This window comes from Amycolatopsis kentuckyensis (assembly GCF_041679295.1).
In the GTDB taxonomy this organism is placed as follows: Bacteria; Actinomycetota; Actinomycetes; order Mycobacteriales; family Pseudonocardiaceae; genus Amycolatopsis; species Amycolatopsis kentuckyensis_A.
In genome coordinates, this window is sequence record NZ_JBGDMD010000011.1 from 132099 (window position 1) to 155853 (window position 23755).

The 23755-nt window shown below is 70.8% G+C and carries 18 protein-coding genes; 14 read left to right on the forward strand and 4 right to left on the reverse strand.

Annotated elements, in window-relative coordinates:
* Positions 1–4: 4 nt before the first annotated feature.
* Positions 5–562: a TetR/AcrR family transcriptional regulator gene (locus tag ACERZO_RS38960; protein ID WP_372671025.1), complete on the forward strand. Its 558-nt coding sequence runs from the start codon at positions 5–7 to the stop codon at positions 560–562.
* On the opposite strand, the gene ACERZO_RS38965 is transcribed toward ACERZO_RS38960, so the two are convergent.
* On the reverse strand, positions 563–3298 hold the full coding sequence (locus ACERZO_RS38965; protein WP_372671026.1) for an FAD-binding and (Fe-S)-binding domain-containing protein: 2736 nt from the start codon (positions 3296–3298) through the stop codon (positions 563–565).
* Positions 3299–3382: 84 nt separating this feature from the next.
* Between ACERZO_RS38965 and ACERZO_RS38970 the strand changes: the two genes are divergently transcribed.
* The 8 genes from ACERZO_RS38970 (at position 3383) to ACERZO_RS39005 (ending at position 11017) form a co-directional block, all read left to right on the forward strand.
* Positions 3383–4522 carry a GAF domain-containing sensor histidine kinase gene (locus ACERZO_RS38970; protein ID WP_372671027.1) on the forward strand — a complete coding sequence of 380 codons (1140 nt, stop codon included), beginning with the start codon at positions 3383–3385 and terminating at the stop codon, positions 4520–4522.
* Positions 4519–5142: a response regulator gene (locus ACERZO_RS38975; protein WP_372671028.1), complete on the forward strand. Its 624-nt coding sequence runs from the start codon at positions 4519–4521 to the stop codon at positions 5140–5142. Before ACERZO_RS38970 ends, ACERZO_RS38975 begins: the two co-directional genes overlap by 4 nt.
* Before the next feature lie 13 nt (positions 5143–5155).
* Entirely contained in the window at positions 5156–5968 is an 813-nt protein-coding gene (locus tag ACERZO_RS38980) for a PHP domain-containing protein (protein WP_372671029.1), read from the forward strand.
* Between the two features lie 197 nt (positions 5969–6165).
* Positions 6166–6975 carry an ABC transporter ATP-binding protein gene (locus tag ACERZO_RS38985; protein WP_372671030.1) on the forward strand — a complete coding sequence of 270 codons (810 nt, stop codon included), beginning with the start codon at positions 6166–6168 and terminating at the stop codon, positions 6973–6975.
* Positions 6972–7745, forward strand: coding sequence for an ABC transporter ATP-binding protein (locus tag ACERZO_RS38990; RefSeq protein WP_372671031.1), 774 nt, complete (start codon positions 6972–6974; stop codon positions 7743–7745). Before ACERZO_RS38985 ends, ACERZO_RS38990 begins: the two co-directional genes overlap by 4 nt.
* Positions 7742–8620, forward strand: coding sequence for a branched-chain amino acid ABC transporter permease (locus ACERZO_RS38995; protein ID WP_372671032.1), 879 nt, complete (start codon positions 7742–7744; stop codon positions 8618–8620). Before ACERZO_RS38990 ends, ACERZO_RS38995 begins: the two co-directional genes overlap by 4 nt.
* A gap of 7 nt (positions 8621–8627) precedes the next feature.
* Positions 8628–9770 carry a branched-chain amino acid ABC transporter permease gene (locus ACERZO_RS39000; protein ID WP_372671223.1) on the forward strand — a complete coding sequence of 381 codons (1143 nt, stop codon included), beginning with the start codon at positions 8628–8630 and terminating at the stop codon, positions 9768–9770.
* Positions 9767–11017, forward strand: coding sequence for an ABC transporter substrate-binding protein (locus ACERZO_RS39005; protein WP_372671033.1), 1251 nt, complete (start codon positions 9767–9769; stop codon positions 11015–11017). Before ACERZO_RS39000 ends, ACERZO_RS39005 begins: the two co-directional genes overlap by 4 nt.
* Here the strand turns inward: ACERZO_RS39005 and ACERZO_RS39010 are convergent.
* Positions 10959–12020, reverse strand: coding sequence for a Glu/Leu/Phe/Val dehydrogenase dimerization domain-containing protein (locus ACERZO_RS39010; RefSeq protein ID WP_372671034.1), 1062 nt, complete (start codon positions 12018–12020; stop codon positions 10959–10961). The genes ACERZO_RS39005 and ACERZO_RS39010 overlap by 59 nt on opposite strands.
* Before the next feature lie 80 nt (positions 12021–12100).
* Between ACERZO_RS39010 and ACERZO_RS39015 the strand changes: the two genes are divergently transcribed.
* From ACERZO_RS39015 to ACERZO_RS39025, 3 genes are all read left to right on the forward strand, one after another.
* Complete coding sequence (locus ACERZO_RS39015) at positions 12101–12556, forward strand: Lrp/AsnC family transcriptional regulator (RefSeq protein WP_372671224.1); 456 nt, start codon at positions 12101–12103, stop codon at positions 12554–12556.
* Positions 12557–12694: 138 nt separating this feature from the next.
* Positions 12695–12952, forward strand: a complete 258-nt coding sequence (locus ACERZO_RS39020) for a hypothetical protein (protein ID WP_372671035.1) — start codon at positions 12695–12697, stop codon at positions 12950–12952.
* A 40-nt stretch (positions 12953–12992) separates the two neighbouring features.
* The gene (locus ACERZO_RS39025) at positions 12993–13568 is read left to right on the forward strand and encodes a GNAT family N-acetyltransferase (protein WP_372671036.1); all 576 of its coding nucleotides are present in this window, start codon (positions 12993–12995) and stop codon (positions 13566–13568) included.
* A 42-nt stretch (positions 13569–13610) separates the two neighbouring features.
* Here the strand turns inward: ACERZO_RS39025 and ACERZO_RS39030 are convergent, their stop codons facing one another.
* Positions 13611–16319: a GH92 family glycosyl hydrolase gene (locus ACERZO_RS39030; RefSeq protein WP_372671037.1), complete on the reverse strand. Its 2709-nt coding sequence runs from the start codon at positions 16317–16319 to the stop codon at positions 13611–13613.
* Between the two features lie 245 nt (positions 16320–16564).
* Positions 16565–17194, reverse strand: coding sequence for a YigZ family protein (locus ACERZO_RS39035; RefSeq protein ID WP_372671038.1), 630 nt, complete (start codon positions 17192–17194; stop codon positions 16565–16567).
* A 532-nt stretch (positions 17195–17726) separates the two neighbouring features.
* Between ACERZO_RS39035 and gltB the strand changes: the two genes are divergently transcribed.
* Together gltB and ACERZO_RS39045 are read left to right on the forward strand one after the other, a co-directional pair.
* Positions 17727–22298: a glutamate synthase large subunit gene (gltB, locus tag ACERZO_RS39040; RefSeq protein WP_372671039.1), complete on the forward strand. Its 4572-nt coding sequence runs from the start codon at positions 17727–17729 to the stop codon at positions 22296–22298.
* Positions 22291–23739 (forward strand): glutamate synthase subunit beta, encoded by a 1449-nt coding sequence (locus tag ACERZO_RS39045; protein WP_372671040.1) that lies wholly within the window; start codon positions 22291–22293, stop codon positions 23737–23739. Before gltB ends, ACERZO_RS39045 begins: the two co-directional genes overlap by 8 nt.
* Positions 23740–23755 lie beyond the last annotated feature (16 nt).

Below are 23755 nucleotides of genomic sequence, written 5' to 3' on the forward strand. Positions count from 1 at the left end.
TCCCGTGACGGAACAGGCCGGCCGGCGGCGGGACGCGGCGGCGACGCAGCAGGCGTTGCTGGACGCCGCCGCGAAGCTGTTCGCCGAGCGCGGCTTCGACCGGACGACGGTGCGCGACATCGCGGGCGAGGCCGGAGTCAACCAGGCGCTGCTGTTCCGCTACTTCGGCAGCAAGGAAGCGCTGTTCGAAGCGGTGATCGCCCGCGACGGGCGCGAGCAGCTGGCCAGCACGCCACCCGAGCGGCTCTTCAGCGCTTCCCTGCGCAGCATCCTGGCGCCGGAGGGGAACCGCACGCTCGAGACCTATCTGCGTTCGTCGGGCAGCGACGGCGTCGCGGCCGGGATCCGCCAGGAGATCGGCGAGGAGTACGCGCGGGTGCTGGCCACGCTGACCGACGCCCCGGACGCCGAGCTGCGCGCGGACCTCGCGCTCGCCTGGCTGATGGGGATCGCGCTGGTCCGCGAGGTCAGCGGCAAGGAACCCCTGGCCAGCGCGGACCCCGAGCACGTCGGCCGGCTCGTGCACACGGCGGTCCGGACGTTGCTGGAGCGCAGCGAGTAGTCACGGCAACGCGCGGCGCAGGAGTTCGGCGAGGTGCACCGGGCGGCGGCCCGACTCCTGCTCGATCTGGGTCCGGCAGCTGAAGCCGTCCGAGACCACGACCGTGTCCGGAGCCGCCGCGCGGATCGCCGGGAGCATCCGGTCCTCCGCGACCGCCTTCGACACCTCGTAATGCCCGCGCTCGAAGCCGAAGTTGCCCGCCAGGCCGCAGCACCCCGAGTCCAGCGTCGTGTTGCGCACCCCGGCCGCCGCGAGCGCCGACTCGTCCGCGCCGAAGCCGAGGACCGCGTGCTGGTGGCAGTGCACCTGCGTGATCGCGTCGACGTCGAGCGCCGCGAACGGGATCGGTGCCCGCTCCAGCAGCTCCGCGAACGTGAACGTCCGGGACGCCAGCAGTTCCGCGCGCGCGTCCCCCGGCATGAGCGCGGGCAGGTCGCCGCGGAACAGGGCCGTGCAGCTCGGTTCCAGCCCCGCCACCTCGTAGCCGTCTTCCAGGTACGGCGCCAGCACGGAAAGCGTCCGGTCCAGGACGCGGCGCGCGACGCCGAGCTGGCCCGTCGACACCCACGTCAGTCCACAACAGACTCCGCGGTCCGGCAGCACGACGTCGTAGCCGGCCGCGGTGAGCACTTCGTGGGCGGCCTCCAGCACCGACGGCGTCAAGTAGTTGTTGAACGAATCCGGCCACAGCACGACCCGGCGCTTCCCCGATACCTTACGCCGGAGATCCGCCCGAGCGCGCGTGAACGGGGAAGCAGCGAACGAAGGCAGCGAACGCTCCGGCGCGATCCCGCCCAGCCGTTTCACCAGGCCCGCCAACCGGGATCGTCCGACGGCATTGGCCAGCCGCGGCATCCGCGCGCTGACCCGGAGCCACAGCGGCAGCCAGCCCATCGAGTAGTGCGACGCCGGCCGCAGCCGCCGCCGGTAGTGGTGGTGCAGGAACTCCGCCTTGTACGTCGCCATGTCGACGTCGACCGGGCAGTCCGACAGGCATCCCTTGCAGGACAAGCACAAATCCAGGGCGTCGTGCACTTCGGACGAACGCCAGCCGTCCGTGATGACCTCGCCGTTGATCATCTCCGCGAGCAGGTGCGCGCGCCCACGTGTCGAGTGCTGTTCTTCGCGGGTGGCCCGGTAGCTCGGGCACATCACGCCGCCGCCGCTGGTGTTGCGGCACTTCCCCACCCCGACGCAGCGCCGCATCGCTTGGCCGAAACTGCCCCGGTCCTCCGGGTAGCCGAGGAAGACACTGTCCTCGAAGGACGGCGAAGTGGCCCGGACGCGCAGGTCCGCGTCGATCGCCCGCGGCGCCACCAGGATGCCGGGGTTCATCCGGCCGGCCGGGTCGAAGATCGCCTTGAACCGGGCGAAGACGTCCAGCATCTCTGGGCTGTACATCCGGGACAGCAGCTCGGACCGCGCCTGGCCGTCGCCGTGCTCGCCGGAGAGCGAACCGCCGTGCGCGGCCACGAGGTCCGCCGCCTCCTCCAGGAACCGCCGGAAGTCCGCGATCCCGCCCGGGGACAGCAGGTCGAAGTCCAGCCGCATGTGGAGGCAGCCTTCGCCGTAGTGGCCGTAGACGACGCTGCGCCGCCCGTGCGCCCGCATGAGGTCCTTGAACTCGCGCAGGTACGCGCCGAGCCGTTCGGGCGGGACGGCCGCGTCCTCCCAGCCCGGCCAGGCCTCGGAACCGTCCGCGAGCCGGGTCGCGAGCCCCGCGCCCTCCTCGCGGATGCGCCACAGCCCGCGTTGCGCGGCCGGGTCGTCGACGATCGCGAACCCGGTCAGGTCGAGCGACGCGGCCAGCGCCCGGGCCCGCGCGGCCGGGTCGTCCCCCGCCAGCTCGACGAACAGCCACGCCCCGCCCGGCGGCAGGTCGCCCGCGCGGCCGGGCAGCATCGCGACCAGCTCGGCGTCCACGCCTTCGACGGTCAGCGGGGACCACGGCAGGATCGACGGCACGGCGTCGGCCGCGGCGACGTCGGACGGGAAGCCCAGCACCGCGAGCACGCGCTCCCGAGGCAATTCGGCGAGAGAAACCGTCGCCTCGAGGATCGTGACGCAGGTGCCTTCCGAGCCGACGAGCGCCTTGGCGACATCGAAGCCGTTCTCCGGCAGCAGGTGTTCGAGCCCGTAACCCGACACGCGCCGCGGCCACGTCGAAAGTTCCTTGCGCAGCAACGCCAAGTTGTCGCGCACCAGCGCGCGCAGCTCGTCGAAGATCCGGCCCTCAGTGGGCTCGTCGCGACCCACCCGCAGCCGCGTGCCGTCGTAGAGCAGGACGTCGAGCGAGCGGACGACGTCGACCGTCCGGCCCCACGCCACCGAGTGCGAACCGCACGCGTTGTTGCCGATCATCCCGCCGAGCGTGCAGCGGCTGTGCGTCGACGGGTCCGGCCCGAACCGCAGCCCGTGCGGCGCCGCGACCGCCTGCAGGTCGTCGAGCACCGTGCCGGGCAGCACGCGGGCGAGCCGCGTGGATGGGTCCAGCGAGAGCACGCCGCCGACGTGGCGCGAGGTGTCGATCACCAGGCCCGGCCCGCACGCGTTGCCGGCGACGCTCGTGCCGCCGCCCCGGGCGATCACCGGCAGGTCACGATCGCGGGCGGCCGCGACCGCGGCGACGACGTCGTCGACGCTCCCCGGCAGCACCACCCCTTGGGGCACGTGGCGGTAGTTGGACGCGTCGGTGGTGTACAGCGCGAGCGTGGCGGCGTCGGTGAGGATCTCCACGCCCCCATTCAAGTCGACCGGACGCTCCCGTACCTCTCCAGCCGGGTATGTCCGAAACCACAGTCCGTGTGCGATCGTGGGCGCGTGACGGCACAGGAGCACGTCGCCGAGTACAGCGCCGTGCTGGGCGAGCTGCTGCGCGAGCGGGAGAAGCTGCTCGGCACGCTCGACCGCGTCGCCGCGCTGCACGGGACCGCGCGCCTGGTCCGGGACGCCGTCGGCGCGAAAGCCGGGTTCGTCGGCGAGCTGACCGAGCCGGGACTGGCCGTGATCCGCTGGATGTCCGGCAACCGGACCGACGCGCTGCAGGACCTCGAGGTGCCGACCGGCCAGGGTGTCGGCGGGCGGGTGCTGGCACTGGGCCGGCCGGTGAAGGTCACCGACTACGTGAGCGCGCCGACGATCACCCACCACTTCGACGTCCAGGTCCGCGGGGAGGGCCTGGCCGCGCTGCTCGCCGTCCCGATCGTCGCGCGCGGCGAGACCGTCGCCATCGCCTACGCGGCCATGCGGGAGCCGGCCGACTTCGGTGACGACGCCATCCGGCGGATGGAGGAGGTCGCCTGCCAGGCCGGTGCGGCGCTCCACCTGGCGACGGTGGCCGAGACCGACCGCACGGCCGCGGTGGCCGGCGAACGCCTCCGCATGCAGAGCGCGCTGCACGACTCCGTCGGGGCGCTGCTGTTCTCCATCGGCGTCCAGGTGCGCGACCTGCACGCGGACCTGCGCGAGCTCCCCGGGCTGGAGGCGCGGCTGCGGCGGCTGGAAGGCGACGTCTCGGCGGCCGCGGGCGCGCTGCGGGAGTCGCTGCTGGCGCTGTCGGAGAGCAGCCCCGAGCGGGCGTTGCCGGTGGAGCTGGCCGAGCACTGCCGCTCGTTCCAGGCGCGCTGCGGCGTCCCGGCCCGGTTCGTGCAGCTCGCGGCGGTGCCGCCGCTGGACGCCGAACGGACCGCGCTGCTGGTCGCCGCGGTCCGCGAAGGGCTGCTCAACGTCGAGAAGCACGCCGGGGCGTCGTCGGTGATCGTCAGCCTGCTGCCCAGCGACGACGGGGTCCAGGTGGTCGTCGCGGACGACGGCAGCGGCGGCGAGCCCGTCCCCGGCACCGGGATGGGCCTGCGGACGCTGAGCGGGCGGGCCCTGCGGCTCGGCGGGCGGATCAGCCTGGTCCGGGACGACGACGACGGCTGCACGCTGCGTGCCTGGGTGCCGCTGGTGCGCCGGTGACCGCCGCGACCGTGTTCGTCGTCGACGACCACCCGGTGGTCCGCGACGGCGTGACGCTGCTGCTGCGCTCGGACCCGTGCCTGAGCGTGGTCGGCTCCGCGGAGTCCGGGCGGCTGGCGATCGAACGGGTCGCGGCGCTGGCGCCGGACGTGATCCTGCTCGACCTGCGGCTGCCGGACATGCTCGCGCCGGAGGTCGTCACGGAGCTGCGGCGCGTGCACCCGGACGGCAAGATCGTCGTCTTCACCGCGCACGGCGACCACCAGGGCGTGCTGGCCGCGCTGGAGTCGGGAGCGCACGGCTGCCTGCTGAAGGACGCGGCCGGCGCGCAGCTGGTGACCGAGCTGCGGCGGGTGCTGCGCGGCGAGCGCGTCGTCGACCCGCGGATCCTGCCCGACGCCGGGCAGCGGTCGGACGCGCTGGCCCGCAGCGGCCTGACCCGCCGCGAGTACGAGGTGCTGCGGCTGGCCGCGCAGGGCCAGACGAACCCGGAGATCGCGGAGTCGACCGGGCTGGCGCGCAACACGGTCAAGACGTACCTGCAGTCGGCGCTGCACAAGCTGGGCGCGCGCAACCGCGTCGAGGCGATCGGGAAGGCCAGCGAGGCCGGGCTGCTGTGAGATCCTCGGCCGGGTGACGATCGACCTTCACGCGCACAGCACGGCTTCGGACGGGACGACACCGCCGTCGGAGCTGCCGCGGCTGGCCGCCGAAGCCGGGCTGACCGTGCTGGCCCTCACCGACCACGACACCCTGGACGGCCTGGCCGCGGCTTCCGCCGCGTCGGACATCGAACTGGTCCCCGGTGTCGAGATCTCTTGCCGCCTCGACGAGTTCGAGGTGCACCTGCTCGGCCTCTTCGTCGACCCATTGTTCGCGCCGCTCGCGGACGAGCTGGAACTGATCCGCACCGACCGGGAGCGGCGCGCGGTGCGGATGGTCGAGCGCTGCCGCGAGCTGGGCGCGCCGATCACGCTCGACCAGGTGCGCGCGATCGCGGGCGGCGCCCCGCTCGGGCGTCCGCACATCGCCGCCGCGCTGGGCGCGGTGGGTATCAGCGATGCCTTCACCGCCGACTGGATCGCCGACGGTGGGCGGGCGGACGTGCCGAAGCACGTCTTGTCCACTGTGGAGGCGATCTCGCTCGTGCGCGCGGCTGGTGGGGTCGCGGTGCTGGCGCATCCGCGGTCGGTCAAGCGGCGCGCTTCGGTCTCCGACTCGCAGTTGGCCGCCCTCGCTTCGGCCGGTCTCGCCGGTGTCGAGGTCGACCACCCGGAGCAACCACCGGAAGTCCGGGCTCGGCTGAGTGAGGTGGCTGCGGAATTGGGGTTGCTCGCTACCGGGTCCAGCGACTTTCACGGGGAGCGGAAGGCGGTTCGGCTCGGTGAGTGCACTACCTCGGCTGAGGTGTTGGCGGCTCTGCGGGAGGCCGCCCAAACGACATGAATGACTCATTCATGTCGCCTGACGACATGAATGAGTCATTCACTACGTCGGGCGGACCCGTGCCGTGTCCGTTTCGTAGCCCGCGGGGTCTCCAGGTGGGGGTGTCCGGGAGCCGCGCCTGATCGCAGGATGACCGCCACCGACCGTGACTCACGTCACACGAGTGGAGGAGGCCTCTTGCGTCCTGGAGTGAGTCCGTGCTGACCGTGCGTGGCCTGCGGGTGCGCTACGGCCGGTCGACACCCGCCCTGCACGGCGTCGACCTCGACGTTTCCGCCGACGGCGTCCTCGCCGTGCTCGGTAGCAACGGCGCCGGGAAGTCGACCCTGCTGCGAGCCGTGTCGGGCACGCTCCGGATGCACCGGGGCGCCGTCGACGCCGGCGAGATCCGCTACGACGGCCACGCGCTCGGCAAGCTCGACCCCGCGCGGATCGTCCGGCTCGGCGTCGTCGGCGTGCCCGAGGGACGGCAGGTCTTCGCGCGGATGACCGTCGAAGAGAACCTCCGGGCCGGCGGCATCGGCGCCCGGACCGCCGCCGAACGGACCGAAGCCCGCGAGCGGGTCGACGCCCTGTTCCCCGTGCTCACCGAACGCGCCAAGCAGCGCGCCGGCCTCCTCTCCGGCGGCGAACAGCAGATGCTCGCCATCGGCCGGGCGCTGATGTCCGCGCCGAAGCTGCTGCTGCTCGACGAGCCGTCGCTGGGCCTGGCGCCGAAGATCGTCGAACAGATCGGCCGGACCATCCGCGAGATCCACGAGCAGGGCACCGCCGTGGTGCTGGTCGAGCAGAACGCCGTGATGGCGCTGAACGTCGCCGACCACGCCGTGGTGCTGGAGGTCGGCCGGGTGGCGCTGGCCGGGACGGCCGCCGAGCTCTCCGCCAGCGAGGACGTCCGGCGGCTCTACCTCGGCGGGCACGCCGAGTCGCAGGAGACCGCCGACGCCGAAGCCGAGCAGGCGCGCAAGCAGCTGGCCGGCCGGACGCTGTCGAGGTGGGCCGGATGACGCCGCCGGAGCTGCGGGTCGAGGACGTCTCCCTGCGGTTCGGCGGGATCCGGGCGCTGGACGAAGTGAGTTTCACCGTCGCACCAGGGTCGCTGCACGCGCTGATCGGGCCCAACGGCGCCGGGAAGTCCAGCTGCTTCAACGTGATCAGCGGCCTCTACCGGGCGAACGCGGGCCGCGTGCGGCTCGGGGACACCGACCTCACCGGGCTCGCGCCGCACAAGCTCGCCCGCCTGGGCGTCGGGCGGTCGTTCCAGAACGCGGCGCTGTCGCCCGGCTCGACGGTGCTGGACAACGTCATGCTCGGCCGGCACGCGCTCACCCGCGGCGGGTTCCTCGAAGTCGGGCTGCGGCTGCCGTGGACGGTCCGCGCCGAACGCCGGCACGCCGAACGCGCCCGCGAGATCTGCGCGTTCCTCGGCCTCGGCGCGGTCGTCGACGCACCCGTCGGCGCGCTGCCCTACGGCGTCGTCAAGCGCGTCGACCTGGCCCGCGCGCTCGCCGTCGAGCCGGTGCTGCTCCTGCTCGACGAGCCCGCGGCCGGGATGAACGCGGCGGAGACCGCGGAACTGGCCGGCACGATCAGCGGGATCCGCGCCGAGCTGGGCATCTCGATCCTGCTCGTCGAACACGACATGGGCCTGGTGATGGGCATCGCCGACCGGGTGACGGTGCTCGACTTCGGCAAGCGCATCGCCGACGGCACGCCGGCGCAGGTCCAGTCCGACCCGGACGTCATCAAGGCCTACCTCGGCACGGAGGCGGCGTGAACACCTTCCTGCAGCTCACGGTCAACGGCCTCGGCAAGGGCGCGGTGTTCGCCCTGCTCGCGCTGGGGTTCGTGATCATCTTCAAGGCCACCGAGGTGGTCAACTTCGCGCACGGCTCGCTCGTGCTCTTCGGTGGCTACCTCGTCGTCGTGACGCGGGACGCGCTGGGCTGGGTCGGCGGGTCGCTGGTCGGCATCGTCTCGGCCGGGCTGCTCGGCCTGGTCGTCGAGCGGCTGCTGCTGTCGCGCTCCCGGCACGCCGACGCGAACAGCCTGGCGCTGCTCACCATCGGCGTCGACGTGATCGTCACCGAGGAGATCGTCCGCCGCCTCGGCGTCACGCTGCCCTTCCTCGGCGACGCCTGGGACGCGAAGCCGTTTCAGCTCGGCGGGATCACGCTGTTCCGGACGCACCTGGTCGCGCTCGTCGTGGCCGCGGTGCTCATCACGGCGTTCTGGCTGGCCTTCAAGTACTCGAACTGGGGCGTGGCCATGCGCGCCCAGGCGGAGAACCGGGAAGCCGCCGCGCTGATGGGCATCCGCAGTTCGCGGGTCACCGCGACCGCGTGGCTCGTCGCCGGGCTGCTGGCCGGGGTCGCGGTGCTGTTCATCGCGACGCAGGACTTCTCCGGCGCCGGCCTCTCGCGCGGGACGCACTCGATCGCGCTGGCCGCGTTCCCCGCCGCGATCCTCGGCGGCCTCGACTCGACGGCGGGCGCGGTGGTCGGTGGCCTGGTCGTCGGGATCGTGGAAGCGCTGTCGGCGCAGTACGTCTCGTTCGACTTCTCGAAGAGCGCGGTCTTCCTGGTGATGCTGGTGGTCCTGGTGGTGCGGCCCTCGGGGCTGTTCGGCACGAGGGAGCGAACCCGTGTCTGACAGCGCCGTGTCCGAAGTGGACACCCCACCGGCCGTCGCAGCGACGCCGCCGCCGCGCCGCGACTGGCGGAAGCTGGTGCGCACCGCGGCCTGGCTCGCCTTGCTGGTCGTCCTGCTCGCCCTGCCGCTCTACCTCGACGCCGCCTGGCTGAAGGCCGGGCAGTACATGATGATCGGCGCGGTCGGCGCGATCGGGCTGACGCTGGTGGTCGGGCAGGCCGGGCAGCTTTCCCTGGCCCACGCGTTCTTCCTGCTCGCGGGGGCCACCGCCTACACCGTGCTGTCCGGGCCGTCGGGCGACGACCGCGTGGTCGGCTTCGGCCTCGACCCCGGCCTGTCGCTGCTCGGCGCGGTGGTCGTCGCGGCGCTGCTGGGCCTGGCCTTCGCGCCGGTCGCCGGGCGGCTGCGCGGGATCTACCTCGGCGTCGCCTCGCTGGCGCTGGTGTTCCTCGGGCTCTACTTCGGACAGTCCGCCGAGGAGCTGACCGGCGGGACGTCGACCGGGCGCGCGCCGGCGCCGTTCTCGCTGTTCGGCTTCCCGTTCACCAACGACGGCCCCGAAATCACCGTGCTGGGCGTGCCGATCCGGCAGGCCGAACGCACCTGGTACCTGTTCCTGCTGCTGACCGTGCTGGCGTTCGTGATCGCGCGCGGCGCGGTGCGCGGCCGCGTCGGACGCTCGTGGCGGGCCGTGCGCGACAACGAAGCCGCGGCCGCGGTGATGGGTGTCAGCGTGCTGCGCGCGAAGGCGGGCGCGTTCGCCGTCTCGTCGGCCTACGGAGGCCTCGCCGGCGCGATGACCGTGCTGTGGTTCGACATCCTCAAGCCGGACGAAAGCGAGTACGGCACCTACGGCATCAACGTGTCCATCGCCTACCTCGCGATGGTCATCATCGGCGGGCTCGGCTCGGTCTCCGGCGCGCTGGTCGGCGCGCTGATCGTCAACGGGCTGCCGCAGGTGCTCGCCCTGTACTCGGCCGACCTGGGCTGGTTCTCCGGCACCGGCGACGGCGCGCTGACCCCGATCCTGGTCAGCTCGTTCGTCTACGGCGCCGCGATCATCCTCGTCGTCCTCTTCGAGCCGGGCGGGCTCGCCGCGATCGGCCGCCGGCTCACCCGTTCCCGCCGTCAACCCCCGGAGGAACCATGAAACGCACACACCTGGCGGCGGCGCTGGCGGCCGTCCTCGTCCTCTCCGCGTGCAGCACGAAAGCGGGCGACTCGGGCTCGTCGGGCTCGGACAGCTCCGGCGTCAAGACCGGCAAGGGGGTCACGGCGAGCGAGGTGACGCTCGGCGTGATGACCGACAAGTCCGGCGTCTTCAAGAACCTCGGCCTCGGCGTCACGCAGGGCAACGAGCTGTGGGCCAAGGACTTCAACGCCGCCGGCGGCGTCTGCGGCCGCCAGGTCAAGCTCGAAGAGGTCGACCACGGCTACAAGGCCGACACGGCGAAGACGCTGTACCCGCAGATCGAGCCGAAGGTGCTCGGGTTCGTGCAGCTGCTCGGCTCGCCGGTGGTGGCCGCGCTGAAGCAGAACCTGGCGTCCGACAAGGCGGTCGCCGCGCCCGCGTCGTGGTCGTCGGAGCTGCTCGACAACCCGTACGTGATGATCGTCGGCACCACGTACGACCTGGAGATCATCGACGGCCTCTCGTACCTGCAGGAGCAGGGGCTGCTCAAGGACGGCGACACGATCGGGCACGTGTACATCGACGGCGAGTACGGCAAGAACGGCCTGCGCGGCTCGCAGTTCTACGCGAAGAAGCACAACCTGACGGTCAAGGAAGTGAAGATCACCTCGACCGACAGCGACCTCACGAACGTCGTCACCGGGCTCAAGGGCGCCGGGGTCAAGCTGATCGCGCTCACCACCACGCCCGCCCAGACCGGGTCGGCGGTCGCGGCGAACAAGGCGCTCGGGCTGAACGTGCCGGTGCTGGGCAACAACCCGACGTTCGACCCGGCGCTGCTGAAGAGCCCCGCCGCGGGTGCGCTGGACAAGCTGACGGTCGTCGCGAGCAGCGTGCCGTTCTCGGCGGACATCCCGAAGGCCAAGGACGTCGCGGCGAAGTACAAGGCGGCGTACAAGGAAACCCCGAACGGCGGCGTCCCGTACGGCTACGCGGTCGGCGAAGTGTGGGGCGCGGTGCTGAAGAAGGCGTGCGATAACAAGGACCTCACCCGCGACGGCATCTCCGCGGCGTTGAAGCAGACGACGTCGGCGAACACGGACAACCTGGTCGCGGCGCTCGACTTCTCGAAGCCGGGAACGCCGGCGACGCGCCAGGTGTACGCGGCCACCCCGGACGCCTCGGCCGAGGGCGGCGTCAAGTACGTCAAGCCGCTGTTCGAGGCACCGGAGGCCAAGGAGTACGTGGCTCCGCACCAGAAGTGAGCCGGCGCTCGGCCAGCGCGGCCGCCTCGTGCAACGGGGTGGTCGCGTTGGCCTTCGCCGCGCTCAGGAGGTCCCGGACCGTCTGCTCGATCGTCTCCACCCGAGCCAGCGCACCCTCGTGGTCGAGGCCCTCCGCTTCGCGGGACAGCGTGTACAGGATCCCGCCCGCGCTCGCCACGTAGTCCGGGACCCACAGGATGCCGCGGGCCGCCAGTTCGTCCGCGACGCCGTCCTCGGTGAGCTGGTTGTTCGCCGGGCCGACGACGAGCGGCGTGTCGAGCCGGGCGACCGTCTCGGGGCTGAGCACCCCGCCCACCGCCGCCGGGATCACCACGTCGGCCGTCAGGGTGAGCGCTTTCTCCGGCTCGACCCACGTCAGCCCCTGGTTCTCGGCGCCCGCCCGCTTGGCCGGGTCGATGTCCGAGACGACGACGTCGGCACCGTCCGCCTGGAGGCTCGCCGCGAGGTGGGCGCCGACCGAGCCGTAGCCGCTGATCACCACCCGGCGCCCGGTCAGGTCCGCCCCGCCGGTCGCCGCCCGGAGCGCGGCGAGCACGCCCACCGCCGTCGGGCCGCTGGACGAGCCGGTTCCGCCCGCGGACTCGGGGGTGCAGAACGCGAACGCCGAGACCTCGCGCAGCACCAGCATGTCGGCCGGGCCGGTGCCCACGTCCGGGCCGGCCAGGTACGCGCCGCCGAAGTCGGCGACGAGGTCGGCGTGGTCGAGCAGGACGTCCCGGCGCTCCGCCGGCGAGAGGACGCGCCCGGGCTCCGGGGCGATGACGCTCTTGCCGCCGCCGAACGCGAGCCCCGCGACGGCGCACTTCGCCGTCATGGCCGCCGACAGGCGGAGGACGTCGCCGACGGCTTCTTCGAGCGTGCCGTACGGCTTGAAGCGGCAGCCGCCGACGGCGGGGCCGAGCGCGGTCGAATGGATGGCGACCATGGTGGTGATGCCGGATCGACGGCCCCGGCGGGCCACGAGCTGCTCATGTGCGGTCATGCCGACCGAAGTTAGAGTGAACATCGGCGGTGGTGAGCCACCGCCGAACGAAATTCGGCGGCGACCCGGAGGACAGCGTGCTGGACGAACTTGATTCGGCGATCGTGCGGCACCTGCAGGAGGACGCGCGGCAGACCAACCGGGACATCGCCCGGAAGGTGGGCATCGCGCCCTCGACGTGCCTCGAACGCATCCGGTTGCTGCGTGAACGCGGCGTGATCCGCGGGTACCACGCCGACATCGACCTGCCGAGCCTCAACCGCGGCGTCCGGGCGCTCGTCGCGGCGCAGGTGCGGCCGTTGAGCCGGGCGGTCATCGACGAGTTCCAGCGCTCGATCGCGGAGCTGCCGGAGGTGCTCTCGGTGTACGTGACCGCGGGGAGTGACGATTTCCTGATCGAAGTCACGACACCGGACATCGACGCGCTCCACGCGTTCCTCACCGACCGGCTGGCGTTGCGCCGGGAGATCGTCGGCTTCCGCACGTCGATCGTTTTCCGGCACCTGCGCAAGACGACGATTGAACCGCTCGCGTAGGGGTATCCGGGGATCACCCGGAAAGGACGCGACACACCTCTAAGTGAAACCCTCGAAATACCCCTGTTCGCACGCTGAGAGGCGAAAACTGTCGGTGGTGAGCGGTCTAATGGGTCACGACGGGAAGGAGGCTCCGCCATGACAACGGAACTGAACCACCGTGAGCGGGCCACGTTGAGAGCCGTGGCCGGGGGCCACGCCGAGATCAGCTGCAGCTGCGAGCCCGACCTGTTCATCGACGGCCTGAGCTGCTGCGACCAGTCCACCGTGCACCGCCTCGCGCGGCTCGGCCTGATCGCACCCGCCTGTCCCGGCAAGTGCGGCGAGCGCGTGCTCGCGGTGCTCACCGAGGCCGGCTCGCTGGCGCTGGGCGAGGTCTTCGCCGCCGCCGCGTAATCGCGTTGCCACGCACTGGGGTTACTGCCAGCATCACCCGATGCACGTATTCCTCGAAACCGAGCGGTTGATCTTCCGCCGGTTCACCGAGAACGACGCCGACGCACTCTTCGAGCTCTACGACGACCCGGCCGTGATGAAGTACCTCAATGGGGGCCGGCCGGCGGACCGCACCGAGATCGTCACCCTCGACCTCCCCGCGTTCCTCGGTTACTACGAGCGTTTCCCCGGTTACGGGTTCTGGGCGGCGACCGAGAAGAGCACCGGCGATTTCCTGGGGTGGTTCCATTTCCGCCCGCGCCCGCAAGATCCACCGGACGAGCCGGAACTGGGGTACCGGCTGCACCGGAAGGCGTGGGGCAAGGGCTACGGGACCGAAGGCTCGGCGGCGCTGCTCGCGAAGGGCTTCACCGAACTGGGGGTCACCCGCGTGACGGCGTTCACCATGACGGTGAACGAGCGGTCGCGCCGGGTGATGGAGAAACTGGGGATGCGGTTCGTCCGCACGTACTTCGAGGAGTTCCCGGAGCACGAGCGCGCTCCGGGCAGCGAGCACGGCGAAGTCGAGTACGCCATCACCCGCGAGGAGTGGTCTGCCGCGGCCGGTCGTGAGTGAGAAACAGTGTTCTGACCCTGTTTCCCACTCACGACCGGTGGGTCAGCGGTAGACCTCGAACTCGTAGATCCGCGCCGCGCCGTCGCCGTTGTTGGTCGGCGTCGTCAGGTTCAGCTTCACGTACCGGGCCGATCTCGTCGTGATCGGGCTGTACGTGCGGCTGGCCCGCGAACCGCTCACCGAAGCGACCGTCGTCCACGTGCTGCCGTCGGTCGACGTCTGGATCGTGAACGCGCCGGTGTTCCAGCCGGTCGTCTCACCACCCAGGCCCGCGTGCTTGACCACGAACGACGACACGTTCTGCGCCGACCCGAGGTCGACCTGGAGGTACTTGGTCGCCGCGAGGGAGCAGAACTTGCTGTTGTTCGCCAGGCTGCCGTCGACGGCGAGGGCCGGCGCCTCGGCCGAGTTGCACGGCGCCGAGCCCGTGGCCGCCTTGCCCTGGGCCAGGTTCGTGCCCAGCTCCGGCGCGGCCGCCGGCGGCGTGAACCCGTCGTTGTACGACGGCGGGACGTCCGCGGTGCTCGTGCCCCACGCGCTCGCCGACGAGCCCATCGTGTAGTTCAGCGTCGACGCGCCCGCGATGTCGCCGTAGCGGATCCACGACTTGGTCGTCGCGGTCCCGTTGACGCTCAGGCTCTGCACGTACTGCGAGCCCTGCCCAGCGCCGGAACCGGTGATCTGGATCGTGCCGCTCGGCCGGACGATCGAAGCCGCCGGGAACAGCGGGCCGTGCAGGGCCAGGACGTCCGCGCCCGGCGTCGCCGGGTACATCCCCAGCGCGGCGAAGACGTACCACGCCGACGTCGCGCCGAGGTCGTCGTTGCCCGGCAGGCCACCCGGGCCGGTGGTGAACGACTCGTTCATCACGCGCCGCACGGCCGAGCTGGCGCCCTGCGGGTGGGCCGCGTAGTTGTACGCCCACGGCACGCCGTGCTCGGGCTCGTTGCCGATGTAGAAGTACGGCTGGGTGAGGCCGCCGTTGAGCTGGGTGAAGTGGTGGTCCAGCCGCTGGACGGCGGTCTGGCGGCCGCCCATCAGGTTGATCAGGCCCTGGTAGTTGTAGGGCACCATCCACGTGTACTGCGACGGGTTGCCCTCGGTGTAGCCGCTGTTGCTCGACGGCACGACCGGCCACGCCCAGTTGCCGTCGCTGCCGCGCGGCTGGATGTAGCCCGAGTCGGTGCCGAACACGTTCTGCCACCACTGGGCGCGCTGCATGTACGTGGTGTACTTCGTGGTGTCGCCCACGGCTTTCGCGAACTGCGCGACCGCGAAGTCCGACGCCGAGTACTCGAGCGAGTCGGACGGGTCTTCGTAGACGTAGTGCCGGCTGACGTACCCGGACTGCCGGCCGCGGATCGCCTGCCCCTGCGCGGTTCCGCCGTTGGAGCTCTTGTCCATCAACGTCAGTGCCGCCGCGGTGTCGAAGCCGCGGACCCCGAAGGCGTACATGCTGCCGACGATGATCGGCCCGGGGTCACCGGTCATCACGAAGTGCTCGTTGCTGTTGTGCGACCACTTGGGCAGCAGCCCGCCCTGCTGGCCGTCGAGCACCATCGACTTCGCGATGTCGCTCGCTTCGTTCGGGGCGACCAGCCCGATGAGCGCGGCCCACGACCGGTAGATGTCCCAGCCGGAGTAGTTCTGGTAGACGGTGTGCGACGCGGTGTGGACGGCTTGGTCGAACCCGCGGTACTGGCCGTTGGTGTCGCTGGCGATGTTCGGGTTCTGGAAGACGTGGTACAGCGCCGTGTAGAACTTCTGCAGGTCCGCCGTCGCGCCGCCGGTCACCTGGACGCGGTTGAGGACGCCGTTCCAGCTCGTGTCGGCCGCGCCGCGGACGCCGGCGAAGTCGAAGCCGGAGTTCTCGGCGGCGAGGTTCGCTTGCGCGTTGGCCAGGCTGACGAACGAGATGCCGACCTTCGCCTGCACGGTCGTGTTGCTGGAGGTGTCGAAGGTGACGTAGCCGCCGGAGTTCGTGCCGCTGGTGCTCGCGGAACCGGCGGTCACCGTGCCGCCGAGCCAGGTGCCGAACCCGCTGGGCGCGCGGTCGAACTGGATCACGTAGTAGATCTGGTAGGTCTTCGACGAACCGCAGAAACCGCCGCCGGTCACCGAACCGGTGAGCTGGCTGCCGCTGATGGAGATCGCCCCGTTGCGGTTTCCGGTGGCGCTGCGGCTGATGTTGACGAGCAGCCGCGCGGAAGTCGTGTTGGGGTAGGTCAGCTTCATGAAGCCCGACCGCTTGGTCGCGGAAAGCTCGACGGTCGTGTTGTAGTTGTCGAGCTTGTTCTTGTAGTAGCCGGGCGCGGCCGACTCGTTGGTTTTGGTGTAGCGGCCGGCGTACCCGGTCCAGCCGGTGCCCGGCGAAGTCCCGATCGCGCCGGTGATCGGCAGCAGGCCGAGGTCTTCGTTGTTGGCGCAGCCGGCGCCGTTGAAGTGGGTGAGGCTGAATTCTTCGATGCTCGTGTCGCTGTAGCGGTACCCGGACGGCGACGCGGTCGGGGTGTCCGGGCTGAACTGCACCATCCCGAACGGCACGACGGCGCCGGGGTACGTGCTGCCGCCGGCCCCACCGGGAACGGGGTTCGGGGAGTTGCTGTTGTCCGTGCCGATGAAGGGATTCACGTACTGCGTGAGGGCGAGCGTGTCGGCCGTGGCGGGCGGCGCGACGAGCCCCGTTCCCCCGGCGACGACGGCGGCCGCGAGCACGGCCGCGCGCAGCCGTCTGGCGAATGGTCCGGACATGAACCTTTCCTCTCTTGCCGCACGCGCTTTCCGCTGGGCGACAACGTTGTCGGGCGGGCGAAGCAGGTGGTGACAACGTTGTCAGCTTGGCGCAGGCGACGCCGGCAACGTTCTGGTGATCGAGGTGGTGCCGGAACTGGAGTGGCACGACATGGTGCCACGGAAGAACCCTCGGGCGGAAGCGCCGAAAGTTCGTTGCGCGCCAAGCGGTTCCGCGACCGGACCACGCGGCCGCGGTGGACCACTCAGCCGGCGGTGACCCAGTGGTCGCCGAGTTCGGTCGTCGACGCCTCGCCGTTCGTCAGGTCCGCCAGCCAGCTCTCGAAAGCCGGCGCCTCCCCCGGCGCCAAGCCGATCTCGAACCGCGCCAGTTCGTCGAAGCGGGTCGCGTGCACCAAGTGCGGCGACGCGCGCAGGTCGTTCTCCAGCCGGCCCGCGCGGTCGTAACTCACGGCGACTTCGACGAGCCTGAGACGCCGGTGTTCTAGTACACCAACCACTTCCACCGCGTCCGAAACGGACTGACCGTACGCGCGGATCAACCCGCCCGCCCCCAGCAGGACTCCGCCGAAGTAACGCGTGACGACCGCGACCGTGTCGGTCAGCTCACGCCGCCGCAGCACCTCCAGCATCGGCGTGCCCGCGGTGCCGGCCGGCTCACCGTCGTCACTGGACCGACGGGTTCGCCCATCAGCGCCCAAAACGAACGCGTGGCAGTGGTGCCGCGCCCCCGGATCGGCCCGGCGGCGGGCCGCGATGAACTCGCGCGCGGCCTCCTCCGACGTCACCGGAGCGAGCGCGCAGAGGAACCGGGAGCGCTTGATCTCGAGCTCGTGCACCCCGGAACGAGCCACGGAGAGATAACGATCAGTCATCGGACGGGTCCGCCATGCAGCCAGCATCGCACCCCTGACCAGCGTCGCGACACGTGCCCCAGACCACTTGGGACAGACGTTTCCGCAGGTCAAAGGCGATAATGACCGACCTTCGGGAGCGACAGCCCGACATATGGGACTACCCTGGGCCTCGTCAACGCAACCGTGGCATTTCCCACCCGGGCGCAACGACGTATGTCGATAACAGCGAATTCACACTATCGTCATAAGACCCGGCGAACCCGGGAGTAACACCGCGCGCTCCGACCGGCCCCCACCACAGTGGCCGGTCTGTGCGCGCACGCAGCACCCGACATGTTCGGCTGCCCAGTGTTGTGCGGCCTCCCAGATGACCGCGTCCGGTTTCCGAGCATCGGCGCTCGGCCGGTACCCCACGGCATCTTGCACCTCGACAACAGCAACTGTTCTCGACTGACCATCGCGGTACCGGACCACTTCGTTAACCGGTTCAGCTCGAACCACTCGATGAGGTGAGTACCGGTCGCGCCAACGCCTTGGGAGGCGGCCAGCCGTGACCCACCGTGCCCGTTCCCTGCCCCCCGCGGGGCAGCAGCTCAGCAACGCCGAGGCCGAGGGCCTCTACCGGAGCGACTACGAACACGACGCCTGCGGTGTCGCCTTCGTGGCCGACCTGACCGGCCGCCGAGATCATTCGATCGTCGCCAAGGCCCTGGTCGCGTTGCGCAACCTGGAACACCGCGGGGCGCGGGGCGCCGAACCGGACACCGGCGACGGCGCCGGGCTCCTGATCCAGATCCCGGACGAGTTCTACCGCGAGGTCGTGGACTTCGAGCTCCCCGAGCCGGGTACCTACGCCGTCGGCACGGCTTTCCTGCCCCAGGACGAAAAGCGCCGCGGCCGGGCCATGACGACCATCGAGCGGATCGCCGCCGAGGAGGACATGCGCGTCCTCGGCTGGCGCGAGCTGCCGGTGCACACCGAGCACTGCGGGCCGACCGCGGCCGAGACCATGCCGCACTTCACGCAGCTGTTCCTCACCGCGCGCCGCCCGAAGCCGGAGCACTCGGACCCGCTGCACATCGAGCGCAGCGCGTTCTGCGTCCGCAAGCGCGCCGAGCACGAGCTCGTCGAGGACGACGTGTACTTCCCGTCGCTGTCCTCGCGCACGATCGTCTACAAAGGAATGCTCACCGAGCCGCAGGTCGAGCGCTTCTTCGCCGACCTCACCGACGAGCGCGTCACCAGCGCCATCGGCCTGGTGCACTCCCGCTTCTCCACCAACACCTTCCCGTCGTGGCCGCTGGCGCACCCGTACCGCTACGTTGCGCACAACGGCGAGATCAACACCCTGCGCGGCAACCGAAACTGGATGGACGCCCGCGAGGCCCTCCTCGAAACCGACCTGATCCCGGGCGACCTCAAGCGCGTCTACCCGGTGATCACGCGCGGCGCCAGCGACTCGGCCTCCTTCGACGAGGTCCTCGAACTGCTGCACCTCGGCGGCCGCTCGCTGCCCCACGCGGTGCTGATGATGATCCCGGAAGCGTGGGAGAACCACCAGGAGATGGATCCGGCGCGACGCGCCTTCTACGAGTTCCACTCGACTTTGATGGAGCCGTGGGACGGCCCGGCGCTCGTCGCGTTCACCGACGGTTCCCAAATCGGCGCGGTGCTCGACCGCAACGGCCTGCGCCCCGGCCGCTACTGGGTGACCGACGACGGCCTCGTCGTGCTCGCCTCCGAGGTCGGCGTGCTCGACATCGACCCGGCGACGATCGTCCGCAAGGGTCGTCTCGAGCCCGGACGGATGTTCCTCGTGGACACCGCCGAGGGCCGGATCGTCGAGGACGAAGAGGTCAAGACGGAGCTGGCCACCGCGCACCCGTACGACGAGTGGGTCGAGGCCGGTCTCCTGCACCTGGAGGACCTGCCCGAGCGCGACCGCGAGGTCCCGCTGCACGCCGCGCTCGTCCGCCGCCAGCAGGCGTTCGGCTACACCGAGGAAGAGCTCGAGGCCATCCTCGAGCCGATGGCCCGCACCGGCGCGGAGCCGATCGGCTCGATGGGCAACGACTCGCCGATCGCGACGCTGTCCAGCCGGCCGCGGCTGCTGTTCGACTACTTCATCCAGCTCTTCGCCCAGGTGACGAACCCGCCGCTGGACGCCATCCGCGAGGAGCTCGTCACCGCGCTCGGCACGCAGATCGGCGCCGAGCCGAACCTCCTCGAAGGCGACGCCTCGTCGTGCCGCCGGATCGTGCTGCCGTTCCCGGTGCTCGACAACGACCAGCTCGCCAAGCTGGTGCACGTCAACGACGACGGCGACCTGCCCGAGTTCCAGGCCGTCACCGTGCTCGGCCGCTACAACGTCCACGGTGGTGGCGAGGCGCTGGTCAAGCGGCTCGACGAGATCCGCGCCGAGGTGTCGGAAGCGATCGAGGACGGCGCGCGGCTGATCGTGCTGTCCGACCGCGGGGTCGACGAAGACCACGCGCCGATCCCGTCGCTGCTGCTGACCGGCGCGGTGCACCACCACCTCGTCCGCGAGAAGACGCGCACGCAGGTCGGCCTCATCGTCGAGGCCGGCGACGCGCGCGAAGTGCACCACATCGCGCTGCTGATCGGCTACGGCGTCGCGGCGGTGAACCCGTACTTGGCGATGGCGACCGTCGAGGAGATGGCTCACCAGGGCCTGATCCCCGGGGTCACGCCGAAGGAAGCGACGTACAACCTGATCAAGGCGCTCGGCAAGGGCGTCCGCAAGACGATGTCCAAGATGGGTGTCTCGACCGTCGCGTCCTACACCGGCGCGCAGATCTTCGAGGCGATCGGGCTCGGCGAAGAGGTCATCGACAACTGCTTCACCGGCACGACGTCCCGCCTCGGCGGCGTCGGCTTCGAGACCCTCGCCGACGAGGTCGCGAAGCGGCACAAGTACGCGTTCCCGGCCGACGGCTTCCGCGCGGCCCACCGCGAGCTGGAGACCGGCGCGGACTACCAGTGGCGCCGCGAAGGCGAGCCGCACCTGTTCAACCCGCAGACGGTGTTCAAGCTGCAGCACTCCACGCGGTCCGGGAAGTACGAGATCTTCAAGGAGTACACGAAGTCCGTCGACGACCAGGCCGAGAAGCTGCTGACGCTGCGCGGGCTGTTCGACTTCAAGTACGGCAAGCGCGCACCGGTGCCGATCGAGGAGGTCGAGCCGGTCTCGGAGATCGTCAAGCGGTTCGCCACCGGCGCCATCTCCTACGGCTCGATCTCGATGGAGATGCACCAGACCCTCGCCATCGCGATGAACCGCCTCGGCGGCAAGTCGAACACCGGTGAGGGCGGCGAAGACGCCGAGCGGCTGTATGACCCGGAGCGCCGCTCCGCGGTCAAGCAGGTCGCGTCCGGCCGGTTCGGCGTCACGAGCGAGTACCTCGTCAACGCCGACGACATCCAGATCAAGATGGCGCAGGGCGCGAAGCCCGGCGAGGGCGGGCAGCTGCCCGGCGCGAAGGTGTACCCGTGGATCGCGAAGACGCGGTTCTCGACGCCGGGCGTCGGTCTGATCTCGCCGCCGCCGCACCACGACATCTACTCGATCGAGGACCTGGCGCAGCTGATCCACGACCTCAAGAACGCCAACCCGAACGCGCGCATCCACGTGAAGCTCGTGTCCGAGGTCGGCGTCGGCACGGTCGCGGCCGGCGTGTCCAAGGCGCACGCCGACGTCGTGCTCATCTCGGGCCACGACGGCGGGACGGGTGCGTCGCCGCTGTCGTCCATCAAGCACGCGGGTGGCCCGTGGGAGCTCGGCCTGGCCGAGACGCAGCAGACGCTGCTGGCCAACCGGCTGCGCGACCGGATCGTCGTGCAGACCGACGGCCAGCTCAAGACCGGGCGGGACGTCATCGTCGCGGCGCTGCTCGGCGCCGAAGAGTTCGGCTTCGCGACCGCGCCGCTGGTGGTGTCGGGCTGCATCATGATGCGCGTCTGCCACCTCGACACGTGCCCGGTGGGCGTCGCGACGCAGAACCCGAAGCTGCGCGAGAAGTTCAGCGGCAAGGCCGAATACGTCGTCAACTTCTTCGAGTTCATCGCCCAGGAAGTGCGCGAGTACCTGGCGGAGCTGGGTTTCCGGTCGATCGCCGAAGCGGTCGGGCACGCCGAGTTCCTCGACAAGCGCAAGGCGATCGAGCACTGGAAGGCGGCCGGGCTGGACCTGTCGCCGATCTTCCACGTGCCCGACATGGCCCCGGCCGGGCTGCGCCTGCAGCAGACGCTGCAGGACCACGGCCTGGAGAAGGCGCTGGACAACACGCTGATCCAGCTGGCCGAGGGCGCGTTGAACTCGGGCGACAAGGTGCGGCTGGAGCTGCCGGTCCGCAACGTCAACCGGACCGTCGGCACCATGCTGGGCTCGGAGCTGACCAAGCGGTGGGGCGGCGAAGGCCTGCCGGACGACACGATCGACGTCACCTTCACCGGCACCGCGGGCCAGTCGTTCGGCGCGTTCGTGCCGAAGGGCATCACGCTGCGGCTCTACGGCGACGGCAACGACTACGTCGGCAAGGGCCTCTCCGGCGGCCGGCTGATCGTGCGCCCGCCGAAGGAGGCCCGGATCGCCGCCGAGGACCACATCATCGCCGGCAACGTCATCGCCTACGGCGCCACGAGCGGCGAGATCTTCATCCGCGGCAAGGTCGGCGAGCGGTTCTGCGTGCGCAACTCGGGCGCGCTGGCCGTCGTCGAAGGCGTCGGCGACCACGGCGGCGAGTACATGACCGGCGGCCGGATGGTCGTGCTCGGCCCGATCGGGCGCAACTTCGCGGCCGGCATGTCCGGTGGCATCGCCTACGTGCTGGACCTGCCCGCGCACCGCGTCAACCCGGAGATGGTCGACCTCGACCCGCTCGACTCCGAGGACGCGGACTTCCTGCGCGAGACGCTGGAAAAGCACTACGACGAAACCGAATCCGCCGTCGCGCGGGAGCTGCTGGCCGACTGGGACGCGGGCGTCGACCGCTTCGGGAAGGTCATGCCGAAGGACTACAAGCGCGTGCTCGCGGCCCAGGTCCAGGCCGAACGGGACGGGCGCGACGTGAACGAGGCGATCATGGAGGCCGCACATGGCTGACCCCAAGGGCTTTCTGACCACCACCCGCGAAGAGCCGAAGCGCCGCCCGGTCGACCTGCGGCTGATGGACTGGCGAGAGGTCTACGAAGACTTCGCCACGACGAAGCTGCAGAAGCAGGCCGGCCGGTGCATGGACTGCGGGATCCCCTTCTGCCACCAGGGCTGCCCGCTCGGGAACCTCATCCCCGAGTGGAACACGCTGACCTGGCGCGAGGACTGGCAGCAGGCGATCGAACGGCTGCACGCGACCAACAACTTCCCGGAGTTCACCGGCACGCTGTGCCCGGCGCCGTGCGAAACCGCGTGCGTGCTCGGCATCAACGACGATCCGGTGACGATCAAGCGCGTCGAGATCTCGATCGTCGACCGCGCCTTCGACGAGGGCTGGGTGACGCCGCAGCCGCCCACCACCCGCACCGGGAAGAAGGTCGCGGTCGTGGGCTCCGGCCCGTCGGGACTCGCCGCGGCGCAGCAGCTCACGCGCGCGGGCCACAGCGTCGTGGTCCTCGAGCGGGCCGACAAGATCGGCGGGCTGCTGCGCTACGGCATCCCCGAGTTCAAGATGGAGAAGTCCCGCCTCGACCGGCGCCTGGCGCAGATGGAGGCCGAGGGCACGGAGTTCCGGACGTCGGTGAACGTCGGAGTCGACGTGCCCGTCGCGGAGCTGCTGGATTACGACGCCGTGGTGCTGGCCGGTGGCGCGACCGACTGGCGTGATCTGCCGATCCCCGGCCGCGAGCTCGACGGCATCCACCAGGCCATGGAGTTCCTGCCGCCGGCCAACCGGGTCGCTTCCGGGGACCTCGAGAAGTCACCCTTCGACGCTTCCGGCCTGGACGTCGTCGTGATCGGTGGCGGTGACACGGGCGCGGACTGCGTCGGGACGTCGCACCGCCAGGGCGCTCGTTCGGTGACGCAGCTGGAGATCATGCCGAAGCCACCCGAGTCGCGTTCGGACGCCCACCCGTGGCCGACGTACCCGATGATCTACCGGGTGTCTTCGGCGCACGAAGAGGGCGGTGAGCGGCTGTACGCGGTGAACACGCAGGAGTTCCTGGGTGACGACGCCGGCCGGGTCCGTGCGTTGAAGCTGGTCGAGGTGCGCAACGAGGGCGGCAAGTTCGTCCCCGTCGAAGGCTCGGAGCGCGAGCTGCCCGCGCAGCTCGTCCTGCTGGCGATGGGCTTCCTCGGGCCGCAGAAGAAGGGCCTGGTCGAAGACCTCGGCGTCGAGCTGGACGCGCGCGGCAACGTCGCCCGCGACAAGGCGTTCAAGACCAGCCTGGACAACGTGTTCGTGGCCGGTGACATGGGCCGCGGCCAGTCCCTGATCGTGTGGGCGATCGCGGAGGGCCGCAGCGCGGCGGCCGGCGTGGACGCCTACCTGACCGGGCGGGACGTCCTGCCCGCCCCGATCGCGCCGACGGACCGGCCGATCGCGTAGAACCCGGCGCCGGCGG